Source organism: Aestuariivirga sp. (genome assembly GCF_041738905.1).
Taxonomy (GTDB): domain Bacteria; phylum Pseudomonadota; class Alphaproteobacteria; order Rhizobiales; family Aestuariivirgaceae; genus Aestuariivirga.
On sequence record NZ_JBGSOZ010000089.1, the window covers coordinates 1 to 20,902 of the forward strand.

Consider the following 20,902-nt stretch of genomic DNA (forward strand, 5'->3'; position numbering starts at 1 on the left):
GAGGCAACGCTGTCTCACCCTGTGGATCTGGATCATCAGACTTATTCAGCGGCTCACCTTGGCCCGCTTCCCAATCTCCATAGGTCCGACCATCAGGCATCTTCCAAAGAATACGCCCGTTCGCGCTCGCCCCGATGACAGTCGCCGCTGCGGCCGAGGCGGAGGAGAAGCTGTAGTCGCTGGAAAACAAAAAGAAGTTGCCTTCCTGACGCAGCACCCCCTTATCGATCAGCGTGTTGCGCAATGTCGTCGTGCCCCGCGGGATCGTCGTCGTTGTCCTCAGGCGTGCTTTGGACCCAGATTTGACCATGAACTCGCCGGACGGCCCGAGTTCCATTTCGGCGGCAAACCCCTCGCCGCGGAAATGGAATCGCTGGTTGTCGCCAAGAGGAGACGCCGGAATGTTACGAACTGCCTGGACCACTTCTGTCGCTCGCCCCCGCATTTCGCGAAATAGATCCCAACCAAGGGCGCCGACAAGAGTTTTCGTCTGGTCAACGAACTCGTCCATGGCCGCACGGTCTGGCAGCGGCAACTTGCCGGCATCTTCAGAAGGCCGCTTGGCATTCGGCAACGACCACCGAGGATTATTGCCGATGCTGCGGATCAGGCACGCTTCAACATAGCGCGCGTGGCTCTTGGTGAGGTTTTCGTCTTTGCTTATGAGAACGACGGTGTCGACCCAAAAGCCCTTGGCGTCTCGCCCCAGCTCGTTCGAGTTGTGATATGACAGGCGGGCACCCACACCCTCGGATTCGCCGATATAGGCAAGCTGACGATCCTGTTCGGATTCATCTTCGCCGATCAAGATGTACACCCCAGGGCGCTCGATTTCGGGGAACGTCTTGCGCACCTCCCCCAACTTGTTGCGGCGGAAGGCGATGGCTTGGATTGTCGACATCATGATCTGGGCAACCCTGATGCCGTTCGGATCCCCGTCTAGGAGAAAGATGTTGATCGACCGGGGTTTATTCAAGCAATTTTCTCTCCCAATTCAATGTCGGGATTTCGGATCCCGTCAGGGTTCACCATCGGTTACAAGCTGTGTTACTATTCATACCTGTAACTATGGTCATCCAGTTGTTCTGGCATCGGCGACTGATCACGCTCGAAGGTTCGCAGAATTGCCGAGTGGACAGGGTCGCCTGCATCCGCTGAGTTGACCTCTTCCGCTAGCATTTTCTGGAGTTGTTCGGCGTCTGCCTCGGTATCGCCCATAGGCCACAGGGCGGATGAGGCAAGCTTCCGCTTCCGCGTCATCAAGCTGTGCAGAAGGCAATCAAAGCTTTTTTCTCGGAATTCTCCGTGGATCGCCATCGGGATGTGAATCGTTACTTCTTTTGTCTGACCGATGCGGTGGACACGGTCGTTGCACTGTTCCTCGACCGCAGGGTTCCACCATCGGCTTAGGTGAATGACATGCGTGGCGGCCGTCAGGGTCAGGCCAGTGCCTGCTGCTTTCGGACCCAAAACCAGCACATCGAACCCTTGGTCGTGCTCCAGATGCGTCTGGAAGCGGTTCACGATCTCCTGTCGCTTGTGGACAGGGGTCGATCCGTTGATGAGGTCGATGTGCCTGAGCCCGTATCGCATTTTCAAAAGCTCGATAAAGCGATACTGCATCTGGATATGTTCGATGAAGACCAGCACTCGTTCCCGATTGGCATGGATACCGTCCATGATCTCGAAGCATGCTTCCAGCCGTCCAGAGAGCGCAATGAATTCCTCAACGCTTTCGATGGCTGTTATGGCGGGGTGGACCGAGACCGAACGAATGTGATGGAGCATCTTCAGCGCCGCACCCTTCGTTCCCGTTGCCAACTTGTCCCGAGCCCGTTCATAGGCTTCTGCCTGCACATCTGGCATCATACGGGGATGGAGCATCCGCGTCTTCGAAGGCAGTTCCTTTGCCACGTTTTCCTTGAGGCGGCGCAGCGCCATCGGGGGCAGGCCGTCGCTTTTACCGAAAACGAAGTCGTAAAGCGCCTTTAGGCGACCCTCTTCGGGTGCGCTGTAGAGCTTTCTAAACTCCGTAAGCGGCACCAAACGACCAGGCACCAGCTGCTCCATGATCGCCCAGAGGTCGATTGTCGAATTCTCGATGGGCGTGCCTGTCAGACCGATACGGAAGTCCGCGTTCATAGCCATGCCTGCGATGGCACGCAGGGAGCCAGGGTTCTTTAGGGCCTGAATTTCGTCGAACACCAGCGCGGAGAAGGGAATTGCCCCTAGAGAATGCTGGTAGTTCGTCAACGTCGTGTAGGTCGTCAGCAGCCAGTAATTGTGGCCCGCTCCCGTTGCCATGGCTTCATGCAGGAACGAGAGGTCGAGGTGTTCTTCCCCGTCCAGAGTGTCCCTGCCTTGCGCCCCGTGACGGCGACGCGATGAAATCCCGTTGCCGTAAAGCCTGATGAGATGTCCAAGCCCACCAGGGGTGAGGTGCCGTTCGACCTCCTGTTCCCAGTTTTCGAGAAGCGAGGTCGGGGCCACAATCAGGATCGGCCCCTTGGGCTTTGCTCCTTGTTGCGCCATCTGGGCTTTCAGCCATGCGATGAAAGTTATTGTCTGCAGCGTCTTTCCTAGACCCTGTTCATCCGCATTCAGGATGCCTGGCAGACCAGATTTCCATGCCTCAACTTGCCATTTGAAGCTTTCCACCTGATGGCTTTTCAGGGGCGTGCGCACATTTTCTGGCAGCGCAGCGGGGATCAGTGATTTACGGGGTTCGATCTTGCCGCGCCACTGCACCTGTTCGAGGTTTTCCTTGACCCCGAGGATGATCGGCCCCGTGTTTTCCGCCTCTCGTTCGGGGGCTGGTTCCGCTTTGGTCTCATCGGGCGCGGGCTTGCCTTCCTGCTCCTCTATGAGGGTCTGTATTTGGCGACGGATCGCACGTTCGGTGGTCGGTGAGGCGGCAATATGCTCCCCATCGTATTCGATGCTTTCGTGACCCTCGCTTATTGCTTGCTGGATCTTTTCCTCAATACCCTCCAGCTCTTCGACAGGCAGCCCCTTGATAAGGCGGGCCACGCTTTCCCCGAAAACCTCGGGCAGCCATGTCGTTCCACTGCCTTCGGTGACGACCGTCGACGGACCTGTGTAAATGGTCTTCCCCGTGACGCGGGCGGAGTATTCCTTTGTCTCGACAAAGGTCGGGAGCGCGACCTTTTCGATCATCTCCTCTTGCTGGGCTTCCGAAAGACCATCCAGCACACCGCGGTCCCGCAAATCCTGTTCGATGGCGGCAGTAATCTTCTGACGGGGGTTCCTGATGAAGGCAGCCCGCTCTTCACGGGGCGCATTATGCATCTCCGCCATGACCTTTAAGGCGGGCGTTGCCGAGCGGTCGATGACAAGGAACCTGCCTGAGCCAACACGATAGGCCGACAAGGCACCTTTTGCGCGGACACGGTTCTGGAATTCTCTCAGCGGTCTGCCAGCCAGCTCTGCCATCGTCACCGAAACTTCACCGTCCTCGGTATCCTCGTTCTCCTCTTCCAGTGCTTTGCGGGAGAAGGGGACGACCTCGAATTCTGGGTCGATATCACTGCCTGTGGGCATGATGGAAAAGCCGTCCGCGATCTGCACATGCAGCCGCCTCAGGAAGGCACTCATATCCATTTGGGCGCCGGCAGAGACATCCTCCTGATGGAACCCAGGTTCGAGTGCCTGACGAAAGCGGGCAAGGGCTTCCCAGTGGGCTTGCAGATCCGAACCTGTCTTGAAGGACTCTGATACCTTGATGGCGTCAAGTAGCCATTTTGGCAGTCTGCGAAGCCCGTCAGATGTTTTCAGGATGCAGCCGATACGAGTAACAACCTGTTTTTCTCCGAGGCGCAGCCATTCGTGACGAAGGCGAAACTGATTCTGTCCTGGCACCCCCTCGACATCTGTCTTGAAGATCAGATCCACGACAGGGGGCAGTCCAAGAGTTTTCGCGGTATGTGCATCCAGTTCCGCGGCAACATCATGGCTCATCCAGATTGTGGTACTGTCTGTCCTCAGGGTGTCAGGGTTGTTCTCGGCGACCTGCTTCAAATCAGCGATGGCAAAGAGCAGATTTCGGTCTTTTGCTGATAAGTCTTCGAGTTTCAGCCCTTTGGGATGCGCAAATAGGCTTTTCAGGAAGCCAGGAGCTTCTTGATGGACTGTCGACGTGATGCCCTTGTCGTCGTAGCTGAAATCGAACGCCAACACTTACTCCTTGCGAATCATTTCCAGCAGCTCGACACCTTGTCGACGAAGCCACTGTGCCATGTATTCCATGGCTTTCTTTTCAGTTGCGCCGAGGGTGTGGCCGTTTACCAGCGCCTTCAAAGCAGAGGTGACATTCGGTGAAATCACTCCTTTGGACCGTGCAATCCGCTCTATCTCGTTTGCCTTCATCGCCCATAGCATTGTCTCGTTGGGACTGAGTTTTCTGTTGAAGATCGGCTCCACGAAGGCTTTCAGGCTGACGAACTCTTCATCATTTGCTTGCCTGCGCCTGATGGCATTCGCGATCCTGATCTCTTCCGCGAGGTCAAGCTCATGCCGCTCCCGAACCTTCTGCAAAGCCTCACTGATTTCTGAAAGGTTGTCCCCGCTTCTAATCATCCTTGCGCGAAGTTCGTTGACCTCAGCATTGACAGCTGCAGCAGAGAAGGGGGCCAGCCGAGCCGCAGGGCTGCTAACGGCCGCAGATTTTGGAGGCTCTTTGGGTTCCTCCGCCGACGAATGTACTTTGCGATGTGGGGGCGAGGGTGGAGCGCCCGGAAACTTCGATAGGCTTACCCCATTATTCTTTTCAATCTCAGGGTTGAGCCTTGATGTCGAATCCGGGTTTGGCGTGACCGTGTAAGGCGTATGTGGCCGCGTTTCAGCCTGCCGAGGTGGGAGCGACGGCCGAACTGATGTTGGTGTTACAGGATGTGCCTGCAAAGACGTTGAATCAGGAGCAGGACGCACGGGCTGGGCAGGCAGGTTATTGACTGGTTGCTGAGGTGGTGGATTGTATGTCGTGCGATCTGGCGTGGCGAGCGTATAGCCAGCAGCACGCTGCCGCGTCGGTATAGGCTGACGGTCGAGGTCATCGTCGCGTGCTGGACTGCGGCGCCACGGCTTCTTCGTCGACATCGGTGTCTTCGAGTGGATCGACTCGCGGACCCATTGCGCCCAAGAGGGGATCGAACTGTGGGACTTGGACCATGCGGCAAGTTCCATCACATCGGCGTCGCAGTCGTATTCCCGCCTGAAAAGCTTCGGCGCGACGGGGTCATCGATGTTGAAGATGTGTGTCCTGTAGTTGTGACATCCATCTACGACGATCTTGTTCCCGATTTTCATAATCAGGATCGACGTGTCCGACCGCGTGCCGCCTTTCGACTGCTTGGCAAAGCGACGCACGTTTTCGGCATAGCCGCTTCGGATCAGGTGCGTGCGGGCGTAGCGCTCTGCACCGGGGCAGAACGCCACCCATGCCTGTTCAATCAAACCTTCATCGTAAAGCCGAAGCCAGAACTTCTTCCGTGGTTGCCACTGCGGGTCTTTCTGAGTTGCATCGACGACGGATGTGAAGAAGCGCAGATCCTCGCGGGTTAACCAGCTGAAAATTACGTTCATGTATTTTTCGGCGACGCCCACCCAGAGAGAACGGTTGGTACGCGGGTCGTTATACTGGTTGATCAGGTGTTCGGTGACAGCCTGACGGGTCTGGTCGGAGGCGGACTTTTGGACCCAGTGACCCAGAACTGCTTCGATGACCTCTATCGAACCAGTCGTCTTCCGTTTCCCAGGCTCTGGGTTCAGCCACTTGAAGAGGACATCCAGCCAGCTCTCCATATTCAGGTTGGGTCGGATCCTGTCCACATAGGCGGCATGGACATAGTGCATCAGACCGGTCGCATGCGGGTTCGAAAAGCCGTTTGCCTTCAGGCCCTGCCAAGGCTCATCTATCTCCTCCATGGAGGCTGCGATATCGGCATGGGCACGCCTGGCGTCGAAGAGTGTCGGGTAGGTTTCCTCGATTGCCCGCCACCTTCCATTCAGCAAGTGTCGTTTGGCGTTGATCTTGGAGCCCAGAGCGAGGCTGTGGTCAGACTTGGGTTCGTAGCAGGACAGATAAATTGCTACCATCGCATTCAGAAAAGTGGGCTGCGTCGTCGCCTCGAGTTCTGCAAACGCAAAGTCGATGATCGGTGCCACATTCTCACGATTTTTAAGATTCGGTCCGAATGCTACTTTCAGCGCCCGCAGGACGAAGGACATCTTCACGTCCTCCCAGCGGTTGCTCTCTAAGAGCGTCAGCATCTGGATGATGATGGCTTCATGGTCTTGTTCGGGGGGATCAGGAACGATGTCGGGCCAACGGTCCAGCACACGCTTCTTTGCTGCAATCAGGCGGGTCAGTTCGGGCAGCACGAGTGGCGAAAGCCTGCGAACAGAATTCAGGGCGATATCAAGGTCCACTTGATGCTGCCTCCTCTACTGCCAGCCGAAGACCGTCTCTGATCTGCTGCTGGATGCGCTCCACCTGTTCGCGGTCGCGGGGCGTATACATTATGAGACGCAAGTCGATTCTGCGGTTTTCCGCCTTACCCTCCAGCGTGTCATTTGGCGCGACTGGACGCATTTCACCGTAGCCAGCAACCGAGATCACTGGCTGCCCACGGATATTAAGGTAACTTAACAGGTCTTCTTGGCTGCTTAGCATCGTAAAGAAGGCATCGTTTGCACGGGCGGTCGACAACTCGATGTTGAACGCATCAGTCCCCACATCGTCTGTGTGGCCTTCAATTTGCACCGCCTCAATGACGATGCCGTTTGAGTTGCACTCACTGTAGTTCAAGCCACGATTATTGACAGTGTAGCAGGATATTGCATCTGTGACGAGTTCGGCTAGCCTAGCGACTATGGTGCGTTTGTTCGGCAGCAAGTTCCGTGCGCCGCTGGCAAAGAGACCCTCGCCTTTGAACCTCAAGGCGTCATTCTCCGTGCTGATTTCCACCAGTATTTGGTCACCGAACTCGATCTTGAGCGCCTCTTCGATCCGACGAAGAATTCCGAGCCGCTGAACCTGAGCCATAGCGATGTAGGCTTCAAGCGGGTTCTGTTCTTCCAGCCTGCGTCTCAGTTCATCTATTTCAGCCAACAGACCCTCAATGCGCTCGTCCCGTTCGCGGATTTGTTCCCGTATATTTGTGTTCTCCTCTTGCAGGTCGGTGATTTGGCCGAGCAGTGCTTCGATCTCAAGTTTAAGGCGCTCGACCTCTTCCAACAGATTGTCTCGCGCGATGATCAGGTTGTCCCGCTCGAGGCTGACCTGGTTGAACTCGCTACGCAGTTCCTCATGCACCGATCTGGGCACAGTATCCTTGTCGGAGAACCGCACGGCAAAGAATGCCAGCAGGATCATCAGGATGAAAAGGAATGACACCGTCATGTCCGTCATCGGGACGAAGACGGATTCCTCTTCTTCTTCTTCTCGGTTTGAGCGTCGCAGGTTACGCATTAGCGGACAACCCTCGACTGCGGAATGAAGCGTTCAGCCTGTTCGACGACTTCGCGCATTTGATCGATGGCAGGGCTGAGTTGCGCCTGCATTTCGCGGGCGTGGTCGATCATCATCTCAAGGGCCGAGCTGACATGCTTGGCGTACTTTTCGAAGGCGTCGCCTAGCTTCGCATCCAGTTCGTCCAGCTTGTCTCCCTGACCCTTCATGCGGTCGATGACTTCCTTGACGCCTTCCAGCGCCGCCTCGATGGCTTGCTGTTTGCCCATGAGGATATCGCTTGCGCTCTTGAGGGCAGCCTCTGCCGAATGGAAGGTGTTCTGCGCCCCTGTGATCATGATGTCCGCGGTCTGGGTGGTACTGGTCTGCAACTTGGTGACAGCGCCATCGATCCGTTCGACTGAAGAACGGATCGGTGCGGCAGCAGTGGTCATGTCCTGCGAGGCCGAGCGGAAGGTATTTGCAGCCACGACAGTCGCATCAGCGCCCAATTTGACGCCTTCAGCCATACGACGGAATTCGGATGTTCCGTTACCCAGTTCACGGCTGAGGGCAGAAAGCTTCTCACCGATATCGTCAAGCGGCCGCAGCAAATCCCCCGAAAGTCTGTCGGCCATTTCCGTGGACATGTTCGCGATCCGCTGTGCGGTCTCCCCGAAGGATCCAAGTACCTTCTGGCTGGCTTCGGTAATGGCTCCGCTCGCGGCATCCGCAGTCTTCGCCATTTGTCCTTCGACCTGCCGTGCACCTGCTTGTGCCGCGTTGGACAGCTCCTTATTGAAGGTCTCTGCAGCAGAGCGCATTTCGGCGGCTGCATCCCTAATGGCTTCGGCCCCGCGTCCTGTATTGTCCCGGATGTCCTGCAGCGTCTCCGACATCACAGCGAGCAGCTTCTCGGATCCTTCGCGGAATACCTCGCCCGTGCGGGCCGCACTTTCTTCGGTGTTCCTCCTGATGTCGGAAATGGTGTTGGTCAGCGTTGCAATGGAGGCCATCAGCTGCTCGTTCATATTGCCAGAGCTTTGATCCATCCGTGCCGCCAGCTCGCCGATCTTACGACCAGCCAGTTCGATGCTCTCGCTGGCGTTGAGCAAGGCACCGCTGACATCCGAGGAGAACTTCTCAGAGAGATCGTTGATCATGCCGCCAACGCCTTCGGTTCCGACCTTGGCCACCCGATCCATCATCGGCCCCATGGTTTCGGCAATCGAGCGGGAGATGGTCTGAGGGAGTTCCTCACGCAGCGGACGACCAAGTTCAGCAACCAGTTCCATCCCGATAGTGCGGAAATGCTCGCGCTGCTCCTTGATTGCCTGCAGCTGTTCCACTGCGATGTCTTCGAGCGAGATGAATTTCAGCAAATATTCGACCCGCGAACAAAGCGCGTGGATGTGATGTTCCAGTCGCCCGAGACCAATCCGAAGGACAACTGTAAAGACGATCGAACATGCCAAACCCGTCAGTGACATTATGAACTTGGCGGAAGCCGTTGTCAGCAGGCCGTCAAGCATCCCCTGCAATTCAGCGGGATCTGCGCTACCTACGTTCATTTGACCGAGAGCAGCGACGAGGCCGAGGAAGGTTAGGAACAGACCGATGGTCACGAAGAGACCAGGCACGATCCGCCAGAACCCAGCCCCATATTCAAGGTCTTCGAGGTTCAGAAAGGTGGACGGGCGAACCGAGTTGCGTAGATGACGGGCGTCGCCCTCGCCATGCAGAACAAGGGTCTCACGATATTCGGTCCAAGCCGCCACGACGGATGCATATTTCTTGTCGTTGCGCTTTGATTTGATGGCCAAATCGATGTCGGAAATGGCCGCTGTGAAAGACTGCGGGGTCTCGTGGCCGTTGATCATCCGCCGAAGCCATTTCAGCGTCTTGATCTGGCGGTTGACCTGCCGCCAGTAAAGGAGGCTCGCGACGAGAAGCCCGACAAACAGGCCAAGGGCAACGAGACCAGGGGTATATTTTTCAACCAGCAGACCAGCAATCGCCAGAACAAATTCTCTTGTCGCGTCGCCGATGCTTACGAAGTTAGACCACATTCTTTTTATTCCTCATCCCGTCGTCTCGGGGCGCAAACGCCCTTTTCTTGTCCTAGGGCTAACATGCGCCGTCGAGGGCGTTTGCGATGCTTTGACTCCAAGCCGATTTGAACGCTGGGTCGGAAGCGAACAGCTTGTAAAGTTCCAGCTCTTCCTTCCGACGTTTAAGCATTACGTCGTGTAGAATCTTCTCAAATGCCAGACCGCGATTATACGGATCAGAATTCGCCTCGTACTTGGCTGTGTAGTCCGGGTGAGCACGGATACTGTTGACGATGTTCACGAATTTGACCCGTTGCTCCTCTGGCGTCGCACTCCAACCCTGAAACCACCGCTCGTTGAAGCTGCGAATGATGTCATCAAGAGGGTCGGTTTCCGGATCGCCGTCGCGGTTGCCACGCGGGTTCGGGTTTTGCGGAGTCAGTTCCGTATCGGACGCATCAAGACCGATTTCATGGTTCAGCTTTGTGCGCTCCAGGCCGTAGGATGACAGATCAACGGCCTCCAGCAGTTCATCAAGCATGTCTTGATTGGGATCCTTGATCTTCAGCTTAGGGATCAGGAACTTCAGCAGCCAGAAAAGCTTTTCCCATTCCAGCACTTCAAACGAGATGATCGACGCCATCTGACCGTAGATCTTCACGAACTGTTTGGCCTTGATCTTGAAGTCGATCTTCTCGGCGTCAGGCAGCTCCAGTTCGGCGTTGAAACGATTGGCCGCGATATCGATGATCGGGCTGAGGGTCTGGGCATCTTCACCGGCAAAATACCGGGTCACGAAGTCCTCGACCTCCTGCCACTCATATACGCCCACCTGGTCCAGTGCGTCCTTTAGCTCGTGCAACACGTTGACATCGGTTGCCTCAGACAGCGTGGTCACGGTGTAGAATGGGTCGAAGGCCGTCTTGATGTCATCGACGCTGTTGAAGAAGTCGAGGATGAACAGGTCTTCTGTCCGTTTGCCCAGCTTGGGGGCCGAACGGTTGAGGCGGGACAGAGCCTGGACGGCCAGCACGAACTGCAGCTTCTTGTCCACGTACATCGCGGTCAGCTTGGGCTGGTCGAAGCCGGTCAGGTACTTGTTCGCCACGATCAGCAGCCGATAATCATCGGTGTCGAACTTGTCCCGCGTTTCGCTTTCGGGAAAGCCGTTCATGTCGGCTTCCGTGTATTTCACCCCATCGACGGTCTTTTCGCCCGAAAAGGCGATCAGCGCCTTGAACGGGTTTCCTTGCGCATCAAGCAGCTTGGTCACCGCCTTGTAGTAGCGGATCGCGGCTTCGATGTTCTGGGTGATTATCATCCCTTTGGCCTTGCCGCGCAGCTTCTTCGTATTCACGACCTGCGGGATGAAATGGTCCAGCATGATCTCGGCCTTGGTGTTGATCGTGTGCTGGCTGCGTTCGACATAGGCGCGCAGCTTCTTTTGGGCCTTCTTGGTGTCGAAAAGCGGGTTTTCCTCCACCGATTTCTGGATTTCGTAATAGCTTTTGTAGGTCGTGTAGTTGGCCAGCACGTTCAGGATGAAGCCCTCTTCGATGGCCTGTTTCATGCTGTAAAGGTGAAACGGCTTGAAACTGCCATCCGGCTGGCGCTCGCCGAATTTCTCAAGTGTGGTCGCCTTTGGCGTGGCGGTGAACGCAAGATACGATGCGTTGCCGCGCATCTTGCGCGATTGCATCGCCGCCAGGATGCGGTCCTGCGGATCATCTTCGTCCGGGTCCACATCGCCCGCGCCCATCGCACGGTTCATGTTGTCATGGGCCTGGCCGCTTTGACCGCTGTGCGCCTCGTCGATGATCACAGCAAACCGCTTGTCGCTCAGGTCTGAAATGCCGTCGATGATGAAGGGGAACTTCTGAATCGTCGTGATGATGATCTTCTTGCCATTCTCCAACGCTGATTTCAGGTCGGCGGACCGCAGTGCCGGGGCGACGATGTTCTTGACCTCGGAGAAATCCTTGATGTTGTCGCGCAGCTGCTTGTCCAGCAACCGGCGATCCGTCACGACGATGACAGAGTCAAACAGCGGCTGGTCCAGGCCGCGCGCGCCGGGCAGGCTGGTGCTTTTGGGATAAGCTTCGATCAGCTGATAGGCCGCCCAAGTGATCGAGTTCGATTTGCCCGACCCCGCCGAATGCTGGATCAGATAGCTGTGGCCGACGCCGTTGATGGACACGTGGTCCAGCAGGCGGCGCACCACGTCCAATTGCTGATAGCGCGGGAAGATCAGCGATTTCTTTGGCAGCGGATCGGTGGCCTTGCCCTCCAGCAGCACGAAATGCTGGATGATGCCCGCAAGGCTGGCGGGCAGGAACACCTCTTCCCAAAGATAGGCGGTCTTGTGGCCGTGTGGGTTGGGCGGATTGCCCTCGCCGTTGTTGTGGCCCTTGTTGAAAGGCAGAAAGAAGGTAGCGGGCCCGGCAAGTTTGGTGGCCATGAACACCTCGTCGGTGTCCACCGCCATATGCACCAGCGCGCGGCCGAATTGCAGCAGGGGCTGGGTGGCGTCGCGGTTGTCGCGGTACTGTTTTTGGCCGTGAAAGCGGGCGGTCTGGCCGGTCCAGGCGTTCTTTAATTCCACCGTGATCAGGGGCATGCCGTTCAGGAACAGCACGATGTCGATCTCTTCCAGCGGGTTGGTCTGCGAATAGCGGACCTGGCGGGTGATGCTCCAGATATTGGCGGCGAAGTTTTCTTGCACGCGAGCGGCAGAGCTGGCCAGCGGCGCGGGGTACATCAGCGAAAAGTACGCGTCATCGACCGGCAGACCCTTTTTCAGCAAATGCAGCAGGCCGTGCTTCTTGATCATGCGATCAAAGCGTTCGAGGATCTTGGCCCGCCAATCCGATGGATTGCGCGCCTGCAGCTTGGCCAGTTCTTTGGCTTGGGTGGTCTCCAGAAACTGCCAGAACATGCGCGTGTCCAGCGCGAACTGGGCGTTGAAATCACCGGGCAGGCCGATGAGATAGGGGCCACCGCCCACCGGAGCGTGCGCGCCTGCTAAGCCTTCGGTCGTATGGCCAGTCAGATGCTTCTGGATGGCCTTTTCGAGTGCGATTTCGCGTGTGTTGCTGACCATGCTGCCCCCTAACTGACTTTGATCTTGCCGGTGACTGCCGCGTTGATCAGGCTGGTTTTGTATTCCTTTAGCGCCGCGATCTGGCGTTCCTTGATCGCGATGGCTTCTGCGATCTTCATTTTCTGGGCGTCAATGAAATCGACAATCTCTTTTTGCTCATCGAGTGGTGGAACAGCCAAGAACCTTGTGGCCAGGTTATTGAACCTGATGCGCACTGCCCTTTGTCGTACCGCGTTACAGATGACCTGTATGTACTTGGCCAAAGCCATTTCGCGGAGCAGGTATGAAAAATAGTTTTGGTTGATCTTAGAGTTGTTGGGATTACATATCACATATTCGGGCGTACATTTTCCGGCAGAGTCCGACACGCCGATGGCACCTTCAAAAGCATCCATTGAGTTGAGCACAAGTTGGCCCGGTCGGATTCCCTGATAGCCGCCTTCGATTATTGCTTCTGTGTATCCATCCAACCGGCGGTTTGATCGAAGTGTGACTTGCCCATCCCGATAAGACGTGACGATCTCGTCGTCGTCTTGAACGGGGAGTCTGCTCTGAGTGAACAAGTACTTAAATCTTACCACATCCCAATGCGCGGGAATTTGGCTGATCCAGTCGATACCGCTGTCTTTCATCGGGGCGGCGGGGTTCAGGCCACGGGTGACGGCGTCCTGAATGATGATCTGCCGCCGCTCGCGCAGCAGCGCGATCTGGTCTTCCTTGATCTTCACCGCCCCATCGATCTTGGCGCATTTGTCATCAAGGAACGCCGCGATGGCGTCTTGGGCATGGGGAGGCGGGAACCAGACTACAGTTGGTTTTAGGATCGCTTGAGTAATGCTAAAGACCTTCACGCCTTTTACTTCGATCTGCACTTGGGCGCGAAATGTTTGGGAATCGATAAGGTATGCCATGAAACGCGCGTTCATCGGCACTTTTGGTTTGGCGATTAGCGTGTGATATCCAGCAAATGCTTGTAGGTCACTATTGTAGCATGTGAAGTTACCGGATCCTTCGATGTCCTCAGACGTATCGGCAAACACGAAATCTCCGCGCTTTAGCAAGGAGGCCGGATTATCCTCTATGTACGATACATCGACGCATTTCAGTGGGTGGCGAGCAGGGTCAACCTCAAAGCCATATTTTGAGTGAACCTCGCCGTAGTTCACGCACGGGATACCTTCATCTTGAAGATTTTCTTTTGTGATTGTTAGCCCTTTATTGAAATTGAATGCATGGCGGAGCTTTGCCAAGCGCCACTCGCGTGGCAAAAAAGAAAGTTCGAAAGAAAGCATGTCTTGCCGGGTTTCGGGAAGGACTTGTACATCGGCTTCCATCATTCCACCTCCGACAGTGCCGCGACCGGCACCCCCAGAATGTCCGAGATCAGCCCGTCCGCCTGCTGTTCTAGCGCCAGAATATCCGCCGTCACTTTGGCCAGGCCGCGAAGGGGTTTGTGGCGGTAGAAGTATTTGTTGAAGCTGATCTCATACCCGATCTTGACTGTGTCGAGGTTGATCCAGGCCTCGGGCACATGCGGCGTCACCTCGGCCCGGAAATAGCGGTGGATGCTGTCCTTTAGCGGCACGGACTCGCTATCCCGCAGGTCGGCGTTGGAGGCGTAGGTCAGCCAGCTGCCGTCGGGATGCTTATACAGGCCAAAGTCACCCAGATCGGCCACATCGCAGCCCAGCCGTGCCGTCACCGCCGCAAGCTCGGCACCAGACAGGCGCAGGGATTTGTCGATGACCTTTTCGGCGTCCTCAGCATACCAGCTGACCGCGTTCAGGATGGAGTTCTTCTCGGTCGCCGACAGCTTGATCTTGCGGGCCTTCAGCGCCTTGTTCACGCGTTCGACAAAGGCGTTGTAATCGGCGGTTTCGTCGGTGCCGACGGCCTGCATCAGCGTGTGCCCATGGGCTAGCAATTCGCGCAGGCGCTTCCAGTTGGCGGTATCCAGCAGCTTGGCGCGGGCGCTGGCATTCAAGGTGATGCCCTGCTGCTCGCACCAGACCATGATCGGCTTGGCCTGTTCCTTTAGAAAGCCCGCGTCATAGACCGCATCGCCATGGGTTTCCCACAGATGCTCCATCGGTTCGCGCAGGGATTTCTCGAACCGCAGGGGGGCCAGCCGTTCGGCGCTGAACTGCGCGCGGCGACGGTCGGGTCGTTCGATGGTGACCTTGTGATAGCCGAAATCGGTGTTGTCGAAGATCTGCACGGCAATGCCGGTGGGATCGCCATTCGCGTCGAGCTGGCGTTCGACCGGCTGGAACGAAAGGTAGGCGCTGGTGATCGCCTCGATATGTTCGGGCGCAAATTCGCAGTTCTTGTCGCCAAGGTTCTTGCGCAGCTTGCGGTATAGCAGGTTGGCGTCGATCAGTTGCACGCGGCCGCGCCGGTCGGCTGGTTTGGCATTGGTCAGCAGCCAGATGTAGGTGGTGATGCCAGTATTGTAGAACAGGTTGTTCGGCAGCTGGATGATGGTGTCGAGCAGGTCGTTTCCGATGATGTGGCGGCGGATGTTCGACTCGCCGCTGCCCGCGTCGCCGGTGAACAGGCTGGAGCCGTTGTGAACACTGGCGATGCGCGCGCCGACCGCGCTGTCCTTGGTGGACTTCATCTTGCCCACCATTTCCATCAGGAACAGCAACTGGCCATCGCTGGAGCGGGGTGTCGCGTCTTTGGTTTCGATGGTGCCCCAGTAATCGGCCAATTCGACCTTGAAGCGCGGGTCGATGACGTCGTTGCCGTCCTTGATGTGCTTCAGTTCGCTGTTCCAGCTTTTGCCGTAGGGCGGGTTGGACAGCATGAAGTCGAAGCGCTGGGCTGCGAATTCGTCGGTCGAGAGGGTGGAGCCGACCTTGATGTTCTCGGGGTTGTTGCCCTTGATCATCATGTCGGATTTGCAGATGGCATAGGTCTCGTCGTTGATTTCCTTGCCGTAAAGGTAGACGTCGCCGGTGGCCTTGATAGAGCCATCGGGGTCGATGACGTAGTTCTGCGATTCCGTCAGCATGCCGCCGCTGCCGCAGGCGGGGTCATAGATGGTCATGACCGGGGGCAGGCGATCCTTGATCGGGTCAAAGACCAGGTGCGTCATGAGGTGGATCACCTCGCGCGGGGTAAAATGCTCCCCGGCTTCTTCGTTGTTTTCTTCGTTGAACTTGCGGATCAGCTCTTCGAAGACATAGCCCATGCCAAGGTTGCTGAGGGCCGGGAGCGTGTTGCCATCGGGGTCTTCGACCGGGTGCGGCGTGAGGTTGATGTAGGGCGAGATGAACTTTTCCAGCACGTCCAGCAGGACCTGCTTGTTCGCCATATGCCGCATCTGCTCCAGCAGCTTGAAGCGCGAAATGATCTCTTTGACGTTGTCGCTGAACCCGTTCAGGTAGTCTTCCACGTTGGCCAGCAGGATCTGTTCGTTGTTGGTGGCGGTGGCGTGCACCTGTTTCAGCGTCCACTTGCTGGTGTTGAAAAACACGTAGCCGGAAGCCGCCTTTAACGGGGCATCGTCCAGTTCCGTCGCCTTCATTTCGTCTTTTTGGAAGCGAACTTCTTCAAGGACGGCAGCCTTGGTGGGTTCAAGCAGGGTGTCGAGGCGCCGGAGGACAACCATCGGCAGGATAACATCGCGGTATTTGCCGCGGACGTAGACGTCACGAAGGCAATCGTCAGCAATGGACCAGATGAAGGAAATGAGTTTGTTGTGGGCGGCCTGGTTCAAGGTACTTACTCGTTTCTATGTTTATGCTCGGGCGGATGGTGGTGCTGTTTTAACATCCAGATGAGTGCAGTTAGTTTCGCTCGCGGTCCCCCAGGACTACGCCAGGGTTCAAAAGTATGATTTGTTGGTCCTGCGGCTTCCTGGCACCGGGATCTACGTCGAGCCCAAGGCGTCGAAGCGCATAGTAGAGCAACGCCCGCCGAACCTTGATCTCTGCTTTGTCACCCTGCATGCCATAGTCGAGCGCGATCACCTTGGCCTGCGTTTCGGACAGAGCAGGGTGTGGGCCGATTTGCAGCATGACATGCGTCTGCCAGTCGTGATCGTAGGCAACTTCCATACTACTCTCTCGCGAGCCACGGATGTCGAGTATCCGGGACAAGAGGAAGTCCTTGAACACTTCGTCGGCAAGGCAGAATGCTCGTGCGTGCCATCGGAACCCGTCGAAGGCGATGGCATGCGGTGCGATCCATCGCCAGCGGGGTTCGGGGTGCGACAGGGACTGATAATGGACCTCGATGGCCTCAGTATGACGAATGGCGGCGATGATTGACCGCAAAGTTGAAGGATCGACACCGCGTGCTGGGGTTGGCGCGGCATCGTAGCAGGGCAGTTCTGTAATCCAGCAATCCTCTTGATCCAGGATCCCATCCGCGATTGAGCGCAGTTGGGCGAGGTACCGACCTGCATCGAGCTTGTCGAACACGGGCGAAAACCCCGGCTGGCGAACATAGGTTCGGAGGCTGCGGTCGTAGTCCATGTTGTGGGGCGCCAGACCGATGTAGCGGCTCAGATCAGCGGATGCCTGGTTCACCGACAACCCGAACTGCGTCATCACATCGCTGCGGTTCACGTGCCCCTCCCAGAACAGGCGGAACTCGATGAACTCGAGCCTCTGCTCGACCCCCCAACGAAGCTCTGACCTGTCGTTACTCACCGCGCCCTCCCGCCATCGACCGATGCGCATGAAAATTATGCGCGCCCAATTTCTGGGCTTTCCTTGACCGTAGCGGCGAGCCGATAGGGGATCAATCAAAAAGGGAAGGGATTGTGCGCAATTATCCCAAGGATTGCCGTAGGTTCTGCGCCACCGCGTCCGCCGCCAGCCTCACTGGCTCGGCCGCGAGATGCGCATAGCGCGCGGTTGTCTGCACCTGCGTGTGCCCAAGGAGCTTGCCGATCATGGGCAGGCCTTGGCCGGATGCGACCGCGGCCGATGCAAACGTGTGGCGCAGGTCGTGGATGCGCACGTCCTTCACTCCTGCTCGGGCACGCACCCTTTGCCAGAATGGCTGCAGGTCGCTGAGCGGCTTGCCGGGCAGGGTGCCGGTGATGACCCAAGGATTGCCGTCGATGCGCTGGGCATCTTGCAGCAGGTCCACGACCGGCTGGCCAACGTGAACGACCTTCGCCCCCGTCTTGGAATCTGGCAGGCGCAGGGCAGGGCCGTCGAAATCGATGTACGACCAGTTCAAGGACATGATCTCGTTCAGGCGGCATCCAGTCAGGATCAGCAGCCGTGCGGCGAGGATGGCCGAGGGCAGCTCCACGCTTTCCGCTTCCATCTCGCGCAGCACCTCGCCTATCCGGCGCAGTTCGGCCGCACTGAGGAAACGCTCCCGCTTCTCCTCGGGGTACTTCCGGATGTGCTTGCGCGGGTTGGTTCCGTCCGGACGCAGACCCCACATCTCGGAGAGGCTGAACATCTTCGACACCACTTCGAGGCAGCGGTTGGCCTGATAGGGGATGTGCCGCAAGTCATGGTGAAACTTCGCAACATCCGCCCGCGTGATCCCCGTGACCGTCAACTGCCCGAGGGCGGGCAGGATGAAGCGCAGCAGGTTCCGGCGATATTCCTTCCCCGTGCTGGCCTTCACGCGGATGGCGATGTGTTCCTTGTCGAACCGCTCGGCCAGTTCCTTGATCGTGATGGCCTTGCGCCCGGCGTCGCGTTCAGCCGCCGGGTCCTGTCCGTTGCGCGCGGCGGCGACGATGGTGATGGCGCGGGTGCGTGCCTGTTCGCAGGTCAGCACGGTGCTGGGCCCGAGGCTGATCCGCCGCGACCGGCGTACGGCGCGGTATTGCACGACGTAGCCTTTGCGCCCGCTTGGCAGCACCCGAAGTCCGAAGCCGGGGATGTCGCTGTCCCAGACGAAGTATTCGGCGGCTTGGGTTTCTGCGGCGTCGACGATGCGCTTTGTCAGTTTGGGCATGGGAGATCGGCTTCCGGGTTGTCTGGCTTCCACAGTGTGCAATGCGGATGGATAGTCAATGAACACATTGATATTGCGTGTAAAAAGGAAAATCAGCGTAGTCTCACGCAGGGCGTGAATCGCAGCCGTGGGCGAAAACTCTGGTCGCCGCGAATCAGAACGCAGGTTCCGGTCTTTCGACCGCGCTGCTATGGTCCGCGAAAAGAAACGGAATCCCGATGGCGTCCAAATCCACCCTCAATGCAAAAAACCTGGAGGCGCTGGGCACTGAGCGTCTGGCGCAACTGCTGATCGAGATCAGCACCGGCGATGCCGCTGCCAAGCGCAAGCTGCGGCTGGCTCTCGCAGGGGCTGAGGGCCCGAGAGAGGCTGCGCGGGAGATCACCAAGCGGCTGACCAGCATCGCAAAGGCGCGGGCCTTCGTGAACTGGCAGAACCGCAAGCCGCTGGTGAAGGATCTTCAGACTCAGCGCAGCGCGATAATGGAACAGATCGCCCCCCATGATCCTAGTGAGGCGCTGGCGCTCTTGTGGCGGTTAGTGGCTCTGGCCACGCCCGTGTTCGAACGCTGCGATGACAGCAGCGGCACCGTCATCGACATCTTCCACCAGGCCTGCGCCGATCTGGGCGAAGTGGCAAAGGCGGCTGACGCAGCGCCTAAGGCGCTGGCGCAGCAGGTTCTCGATGCGCTGCAGGACAACGGCTTTGGCCAGTACGACGGTCTGATCGCCATCATCGCTCCGGCGCTGGGCCCGGAGGGCATCGCGTATCTCAAAGAACTGGTCGAGGAGCTTGGACGCACGCCCGTGACTGTGCCGCCAAAGAACGAGTGGCAGGCCGTGGGCTGGGGCAGCGGCGGCACGCGCTATGCCCACGAGATGGAGGAACGCGCGCGGCAGAGTACGGTCGAGATGGCGCTGAAGGACATTGCCGATGTGCAGGGCGACGTCGACGGCTTCATTGCGCAGTACGACCCAAAGACCCGCAAGGTGCCTAAGATCGCGACCGAGATCGCGCAGCGCTTGCTGGCGGCCGGAAGGGCAGGAGACGCGCTTGGCTTCATCGAGCGAGCGGAGGTTAAAGATGCGCGCTGGATCCCACCCGAATGGCTGGACGCGCGTCTTGCCGTGCTCGAGGCGCTTGACCGGAAGGACGAGGCCCAAGCATTCCGATGGGCGTGCTTCGCGCGCGACCTGTCGGGCGAGCATCTGCGGGATTACGTGAAGCGGTTGCCGGATTTCGAAGACACCGAGGCGGAAGAGCGCGCGATGGCCCATGCCGCCACGCACCCCGACCTGCTTGCCGCCTTGGCCTTCTTCCTGAACTGGCCGTCGCCCGACCATGCCGCAAAGATGCTCGTGGGTCGGTACGACCAGATCGACGGGGACCATTATGAGATCCTTGCCCCGGCAGCCGAGGCGCTGTCAGAACGCCATCCACTTGCGGCGACAGTATTGCTGAGGGCGATGATCGACTTCACACTGAGGGAGGCGCGGCAGAAGCGCTATGGTTATGCCGCACAGCACCTGGCGACCTGCGCCGATCTTGCCAACCGGATCGAGGGTTTTGCGCCGCTTGAGCCGCACGAGGCCTATGTCGCACGCCTGAGAGCGGCGCATGGCAAGAAGACCGGCTTCTGGGGTCAACTCACATGATGCAAACCTATGATATCATTCCCGATGTGCACGCTGACATTGATCGCCTGACGCAAACCCTTTTGCACCTCGGCTATGTGCCGGACGGCGCGTCCTGGGCGCATCCGGAGGGACGCATCGCTGCCTTCCTTGGGGATTTCATCGATATGGGTCGTGCGAACCGGTCAGTTCTGACCGTCGTTCGCGCCATGCGCGATCAGGGACATGCCGTGACGATCATGGGCAACCATGAACTGAACGCGCTGCTCTATCATCGTCCTGGTCTGAACTCCGATGGTACGGACGACGGCTACATGCGGTCACATTCGGCCAAGAACACAAACCAGCACCAGACCTTTCTTGATGAATTCCCGGTCGGGCATCCCGACACGAACGAGATGATGGACTGGTTCCTATCGCTGCCGCTGTTTCTTGATCTGGGCGGTTTGCGTCTGGTCCATGCCTGTTGGGACGATAACCGCATGGCAACGATCATGAGCCGCCGCCCGGACGGCGTGCTGGCAATCGATGATCTGCAAGAGATCGCGCTGGAAAACGGTGCCACCGGTTTCGCTGAAGCTGTCTTGACGACGCTGAAGGGACCGGAAGCTGAACTTCCTGCGCCGCATTATTTTCATGACATCAAGGGGCACCGGCGCACAGCGCTTCGGCTAAAATGGTGGCAATCGGGTGCCATGACCTGGCGAGACGC

Annotated in this window: 12 protein-coding genes; 2 read left to right on the plus strand and 10 right to left on the minus strand. The window is 57.7% G+C overall.

The features are described 5' to 3' along the window. From ACEW8Q_RS08020 to ACEW8Q_RS08065, 10 genes are all read right to left on the minus strand, one after another. The coding region (locus ACEW8Q_RS08020; RefSeq protein WP_373503532.1) for a GIY-YIG nuclease family protein at positions 1-976 on the minus strand (976 nt) is incomplete at its 3' end. A gap of 74 nt (positions 977-1,050) precedes the next feature. Further along, the gene (locus tag ACEW8Q_RS08025; protein WP_373503533.1) at positions 1,051-4,194 is read right to left on the minus strand and encodes a DEAD/DEAH box helicase; all 3,144 of its coding nucleotides are present in this window, start codon (positions 4,192-4,194) and stop codon (positions 1,051-1,053) included. A gap of 3 nt (positions 4,195-4,197) precedes the next feature. Further along, positions 4,198-6,447, minus strand: a complete 2,250-nt coding sequence (locus ACEW8Q_RS08030) for an EH signature domain-containing protein (protein ID WP_373503534.1) — start codon at positions 6,445-6,447, stop codon at positions 4,198-4,200. Next, entirely contained in the window at positions 6,437-7,429 is a 993-nt protein-coding gene (locus tag ACEW8Q_RS08035; protein WP_373503535.1) for an OmpA family protein, read from the minus strand. The genes ACEW8Q_RS08030 and ACEW8Q_RS08035 overlap by 11 nt, the downstream gene beginning before the upstream one ends. Before the next feature lie 59 nt (positions 7,430-7,488). Further along, on the minus strand, positions 7,489-9,537 hold the full coding sequence (locus ACEW8Q_RS08040) for a hypothetical protein (protein ID WP_373503536.1): 2,049 nt from the start codon (positions 9,535-9,537) through the stop codon (positions 7,489-7,491). A gap of 58 nt (positions 9,538-9,595) precedes the next feature. After that, the gene (locus tag ACEW8Q_RS08045; RefSeq protein ID WP_373503537.1) at positions 9,596-12,619 is read right to left on the minus strand and encodes a type I restriction endonuclease subunit R; all 3,024 of its coding nucleotides are present in this window, start codon (positions 12,617-12,619) and stop codon (positions 9,596-9,598) included. An 8-nt stretch (positions 12,620-12,627) separates the two neighbouring features. After that, positions 12,628-13,956 carry a restriction endonuclease subunit S gene (locus ACEW8Q_RS08050; protein WP_373503538.1) on the minus strand — a complete coding sequence of 443 codons (1,329 nt, stop codon included), beginning with the start codon at positions 13,954-13,956 and terminating at the stop codon, positions 12,628-12,630. After that, positions 13,953-16,343, minus strand: a complete 2,391-nt coding sequence (locus ACEW8Q_RS08055) for an N-6 DNA methylase (RefSeq protein WP_373503539.1) — start codon at positions 16,341-16,343, stop codon at positions 13,953-13,955. Before ACEW8Q_RS08055 ends, ACEW8Q_RS08050 begins: the two co-directional genes overlap by 4 nt. Positions 16,344-16,413: 70 nt before the next feature. Next, a complete protein-coding gene (locus ACEW8Q_RS08060) occupies positions 16,414-17,310 on the minus strand; it encodes a WYL domain-containing protein (RefSeq protein ID WP_373503540.1) in 897 nt (298 codons plus the stop codon). A 91-nt stretch (positions 17,311-17,401) separates the two neighbouring features. Then, positions 17,402-18,556, minus strand: a complete 1,155-nt coding sequence (locus ACEW8Q_RS08065) for a tyrosine-type recombinase/integrase (RefSeq protein WP_373503541.1) — start codon at positions 18,554-18,556, stop codon at positions 17,402-17,404. A 218-nt stretch (positions 18,557-18,774) separates the two neighbouring features. Here ACEW8Q_RS08065 and ACEW8Q_RS08070 point away from each other — a divergent pair, with 218 nt between their 5' ends. Further along, positions 18,775-20,211 carry a DUF6880 family protein gene (locus ACEW8Q_RS08070; RefSeq protein ID WP_373503542.1) on the plus strand — a complete coding sequence of 479 codons (1,437 nt, stop codon included), beginning with the start codon at positions 18,775-18,777 and terminating at the stop codon, positions 20,209-20,211. Further along, positions 20,208-20,902: metallophosphoesterase (locus ACEW8Q_RS08075; protein ID WP_373503543.1), on the plus strand; the 695-nt coding region annotated here is incomplete at its 3' end. The genes ACEW8Q_RS08070 and ACEW8Q_RS08075, both read left to right, overlap by 4 nt.

What these genes read in the sequence shown, in the direction of transcription:
- ACEW8Q_RS08035 (WP_373503535.1), bottom strand. Translation starts at nt 7,429, where the DNA reads ATGACGGACATGACGGTGTCATTCCTTTTCATCCTGATGATCCTGCTG.
- ACEW8Q_RS08040 (WP_373503536.1), bottom strand. Translation starts at nt 9,537, where the DNA reads ATGTGGTCTAACTTCGTAAGCATCGGCGACGCGACAAGAGAATTTGTT.
- ACEW8Q_RS08045 (WP_373503537.1), bottom strand. Translation starts at nt 12,619, where the DNA reads ATGGTCAGCAACACACGCGAAATCGCACTCGAAAAGGCCATCCAGAAG.
- ACEW8Q_RS08050 (WP_373503538.1), bottom strand. Translation starts at nt 13,956, where the DNA reads ATGATGGAAGCCGATGTACAAGTCCTTCCCGAAACCCGGCAAGACATG.
- ACEW8Q_RS08060 (WP_373503540.1), bottom strand. Translation starts at nt 17,310, where the DNA reads ATGCGCATCGGTCGATGGCGGGAGGGCGCGGTGAGTAACGACAGGTCA.
- ACEW8Q_RS08065 (WP_373503541.1), bottom strand. Translation starts at nt 18,556, where the DNA reads ATGCCCAAACTGACAAAGCGCATCGTCGACGCCGCAGAAACCCAAGCC.
- ACEW8Q_RS08070 (WP_373503542.1), top strand. Translation starts at nt 18,775, where the DNA reads ATGGCGTCCAAATCCACCCTCAATGCAAAAAACCTGGAGGCGCTGGGC.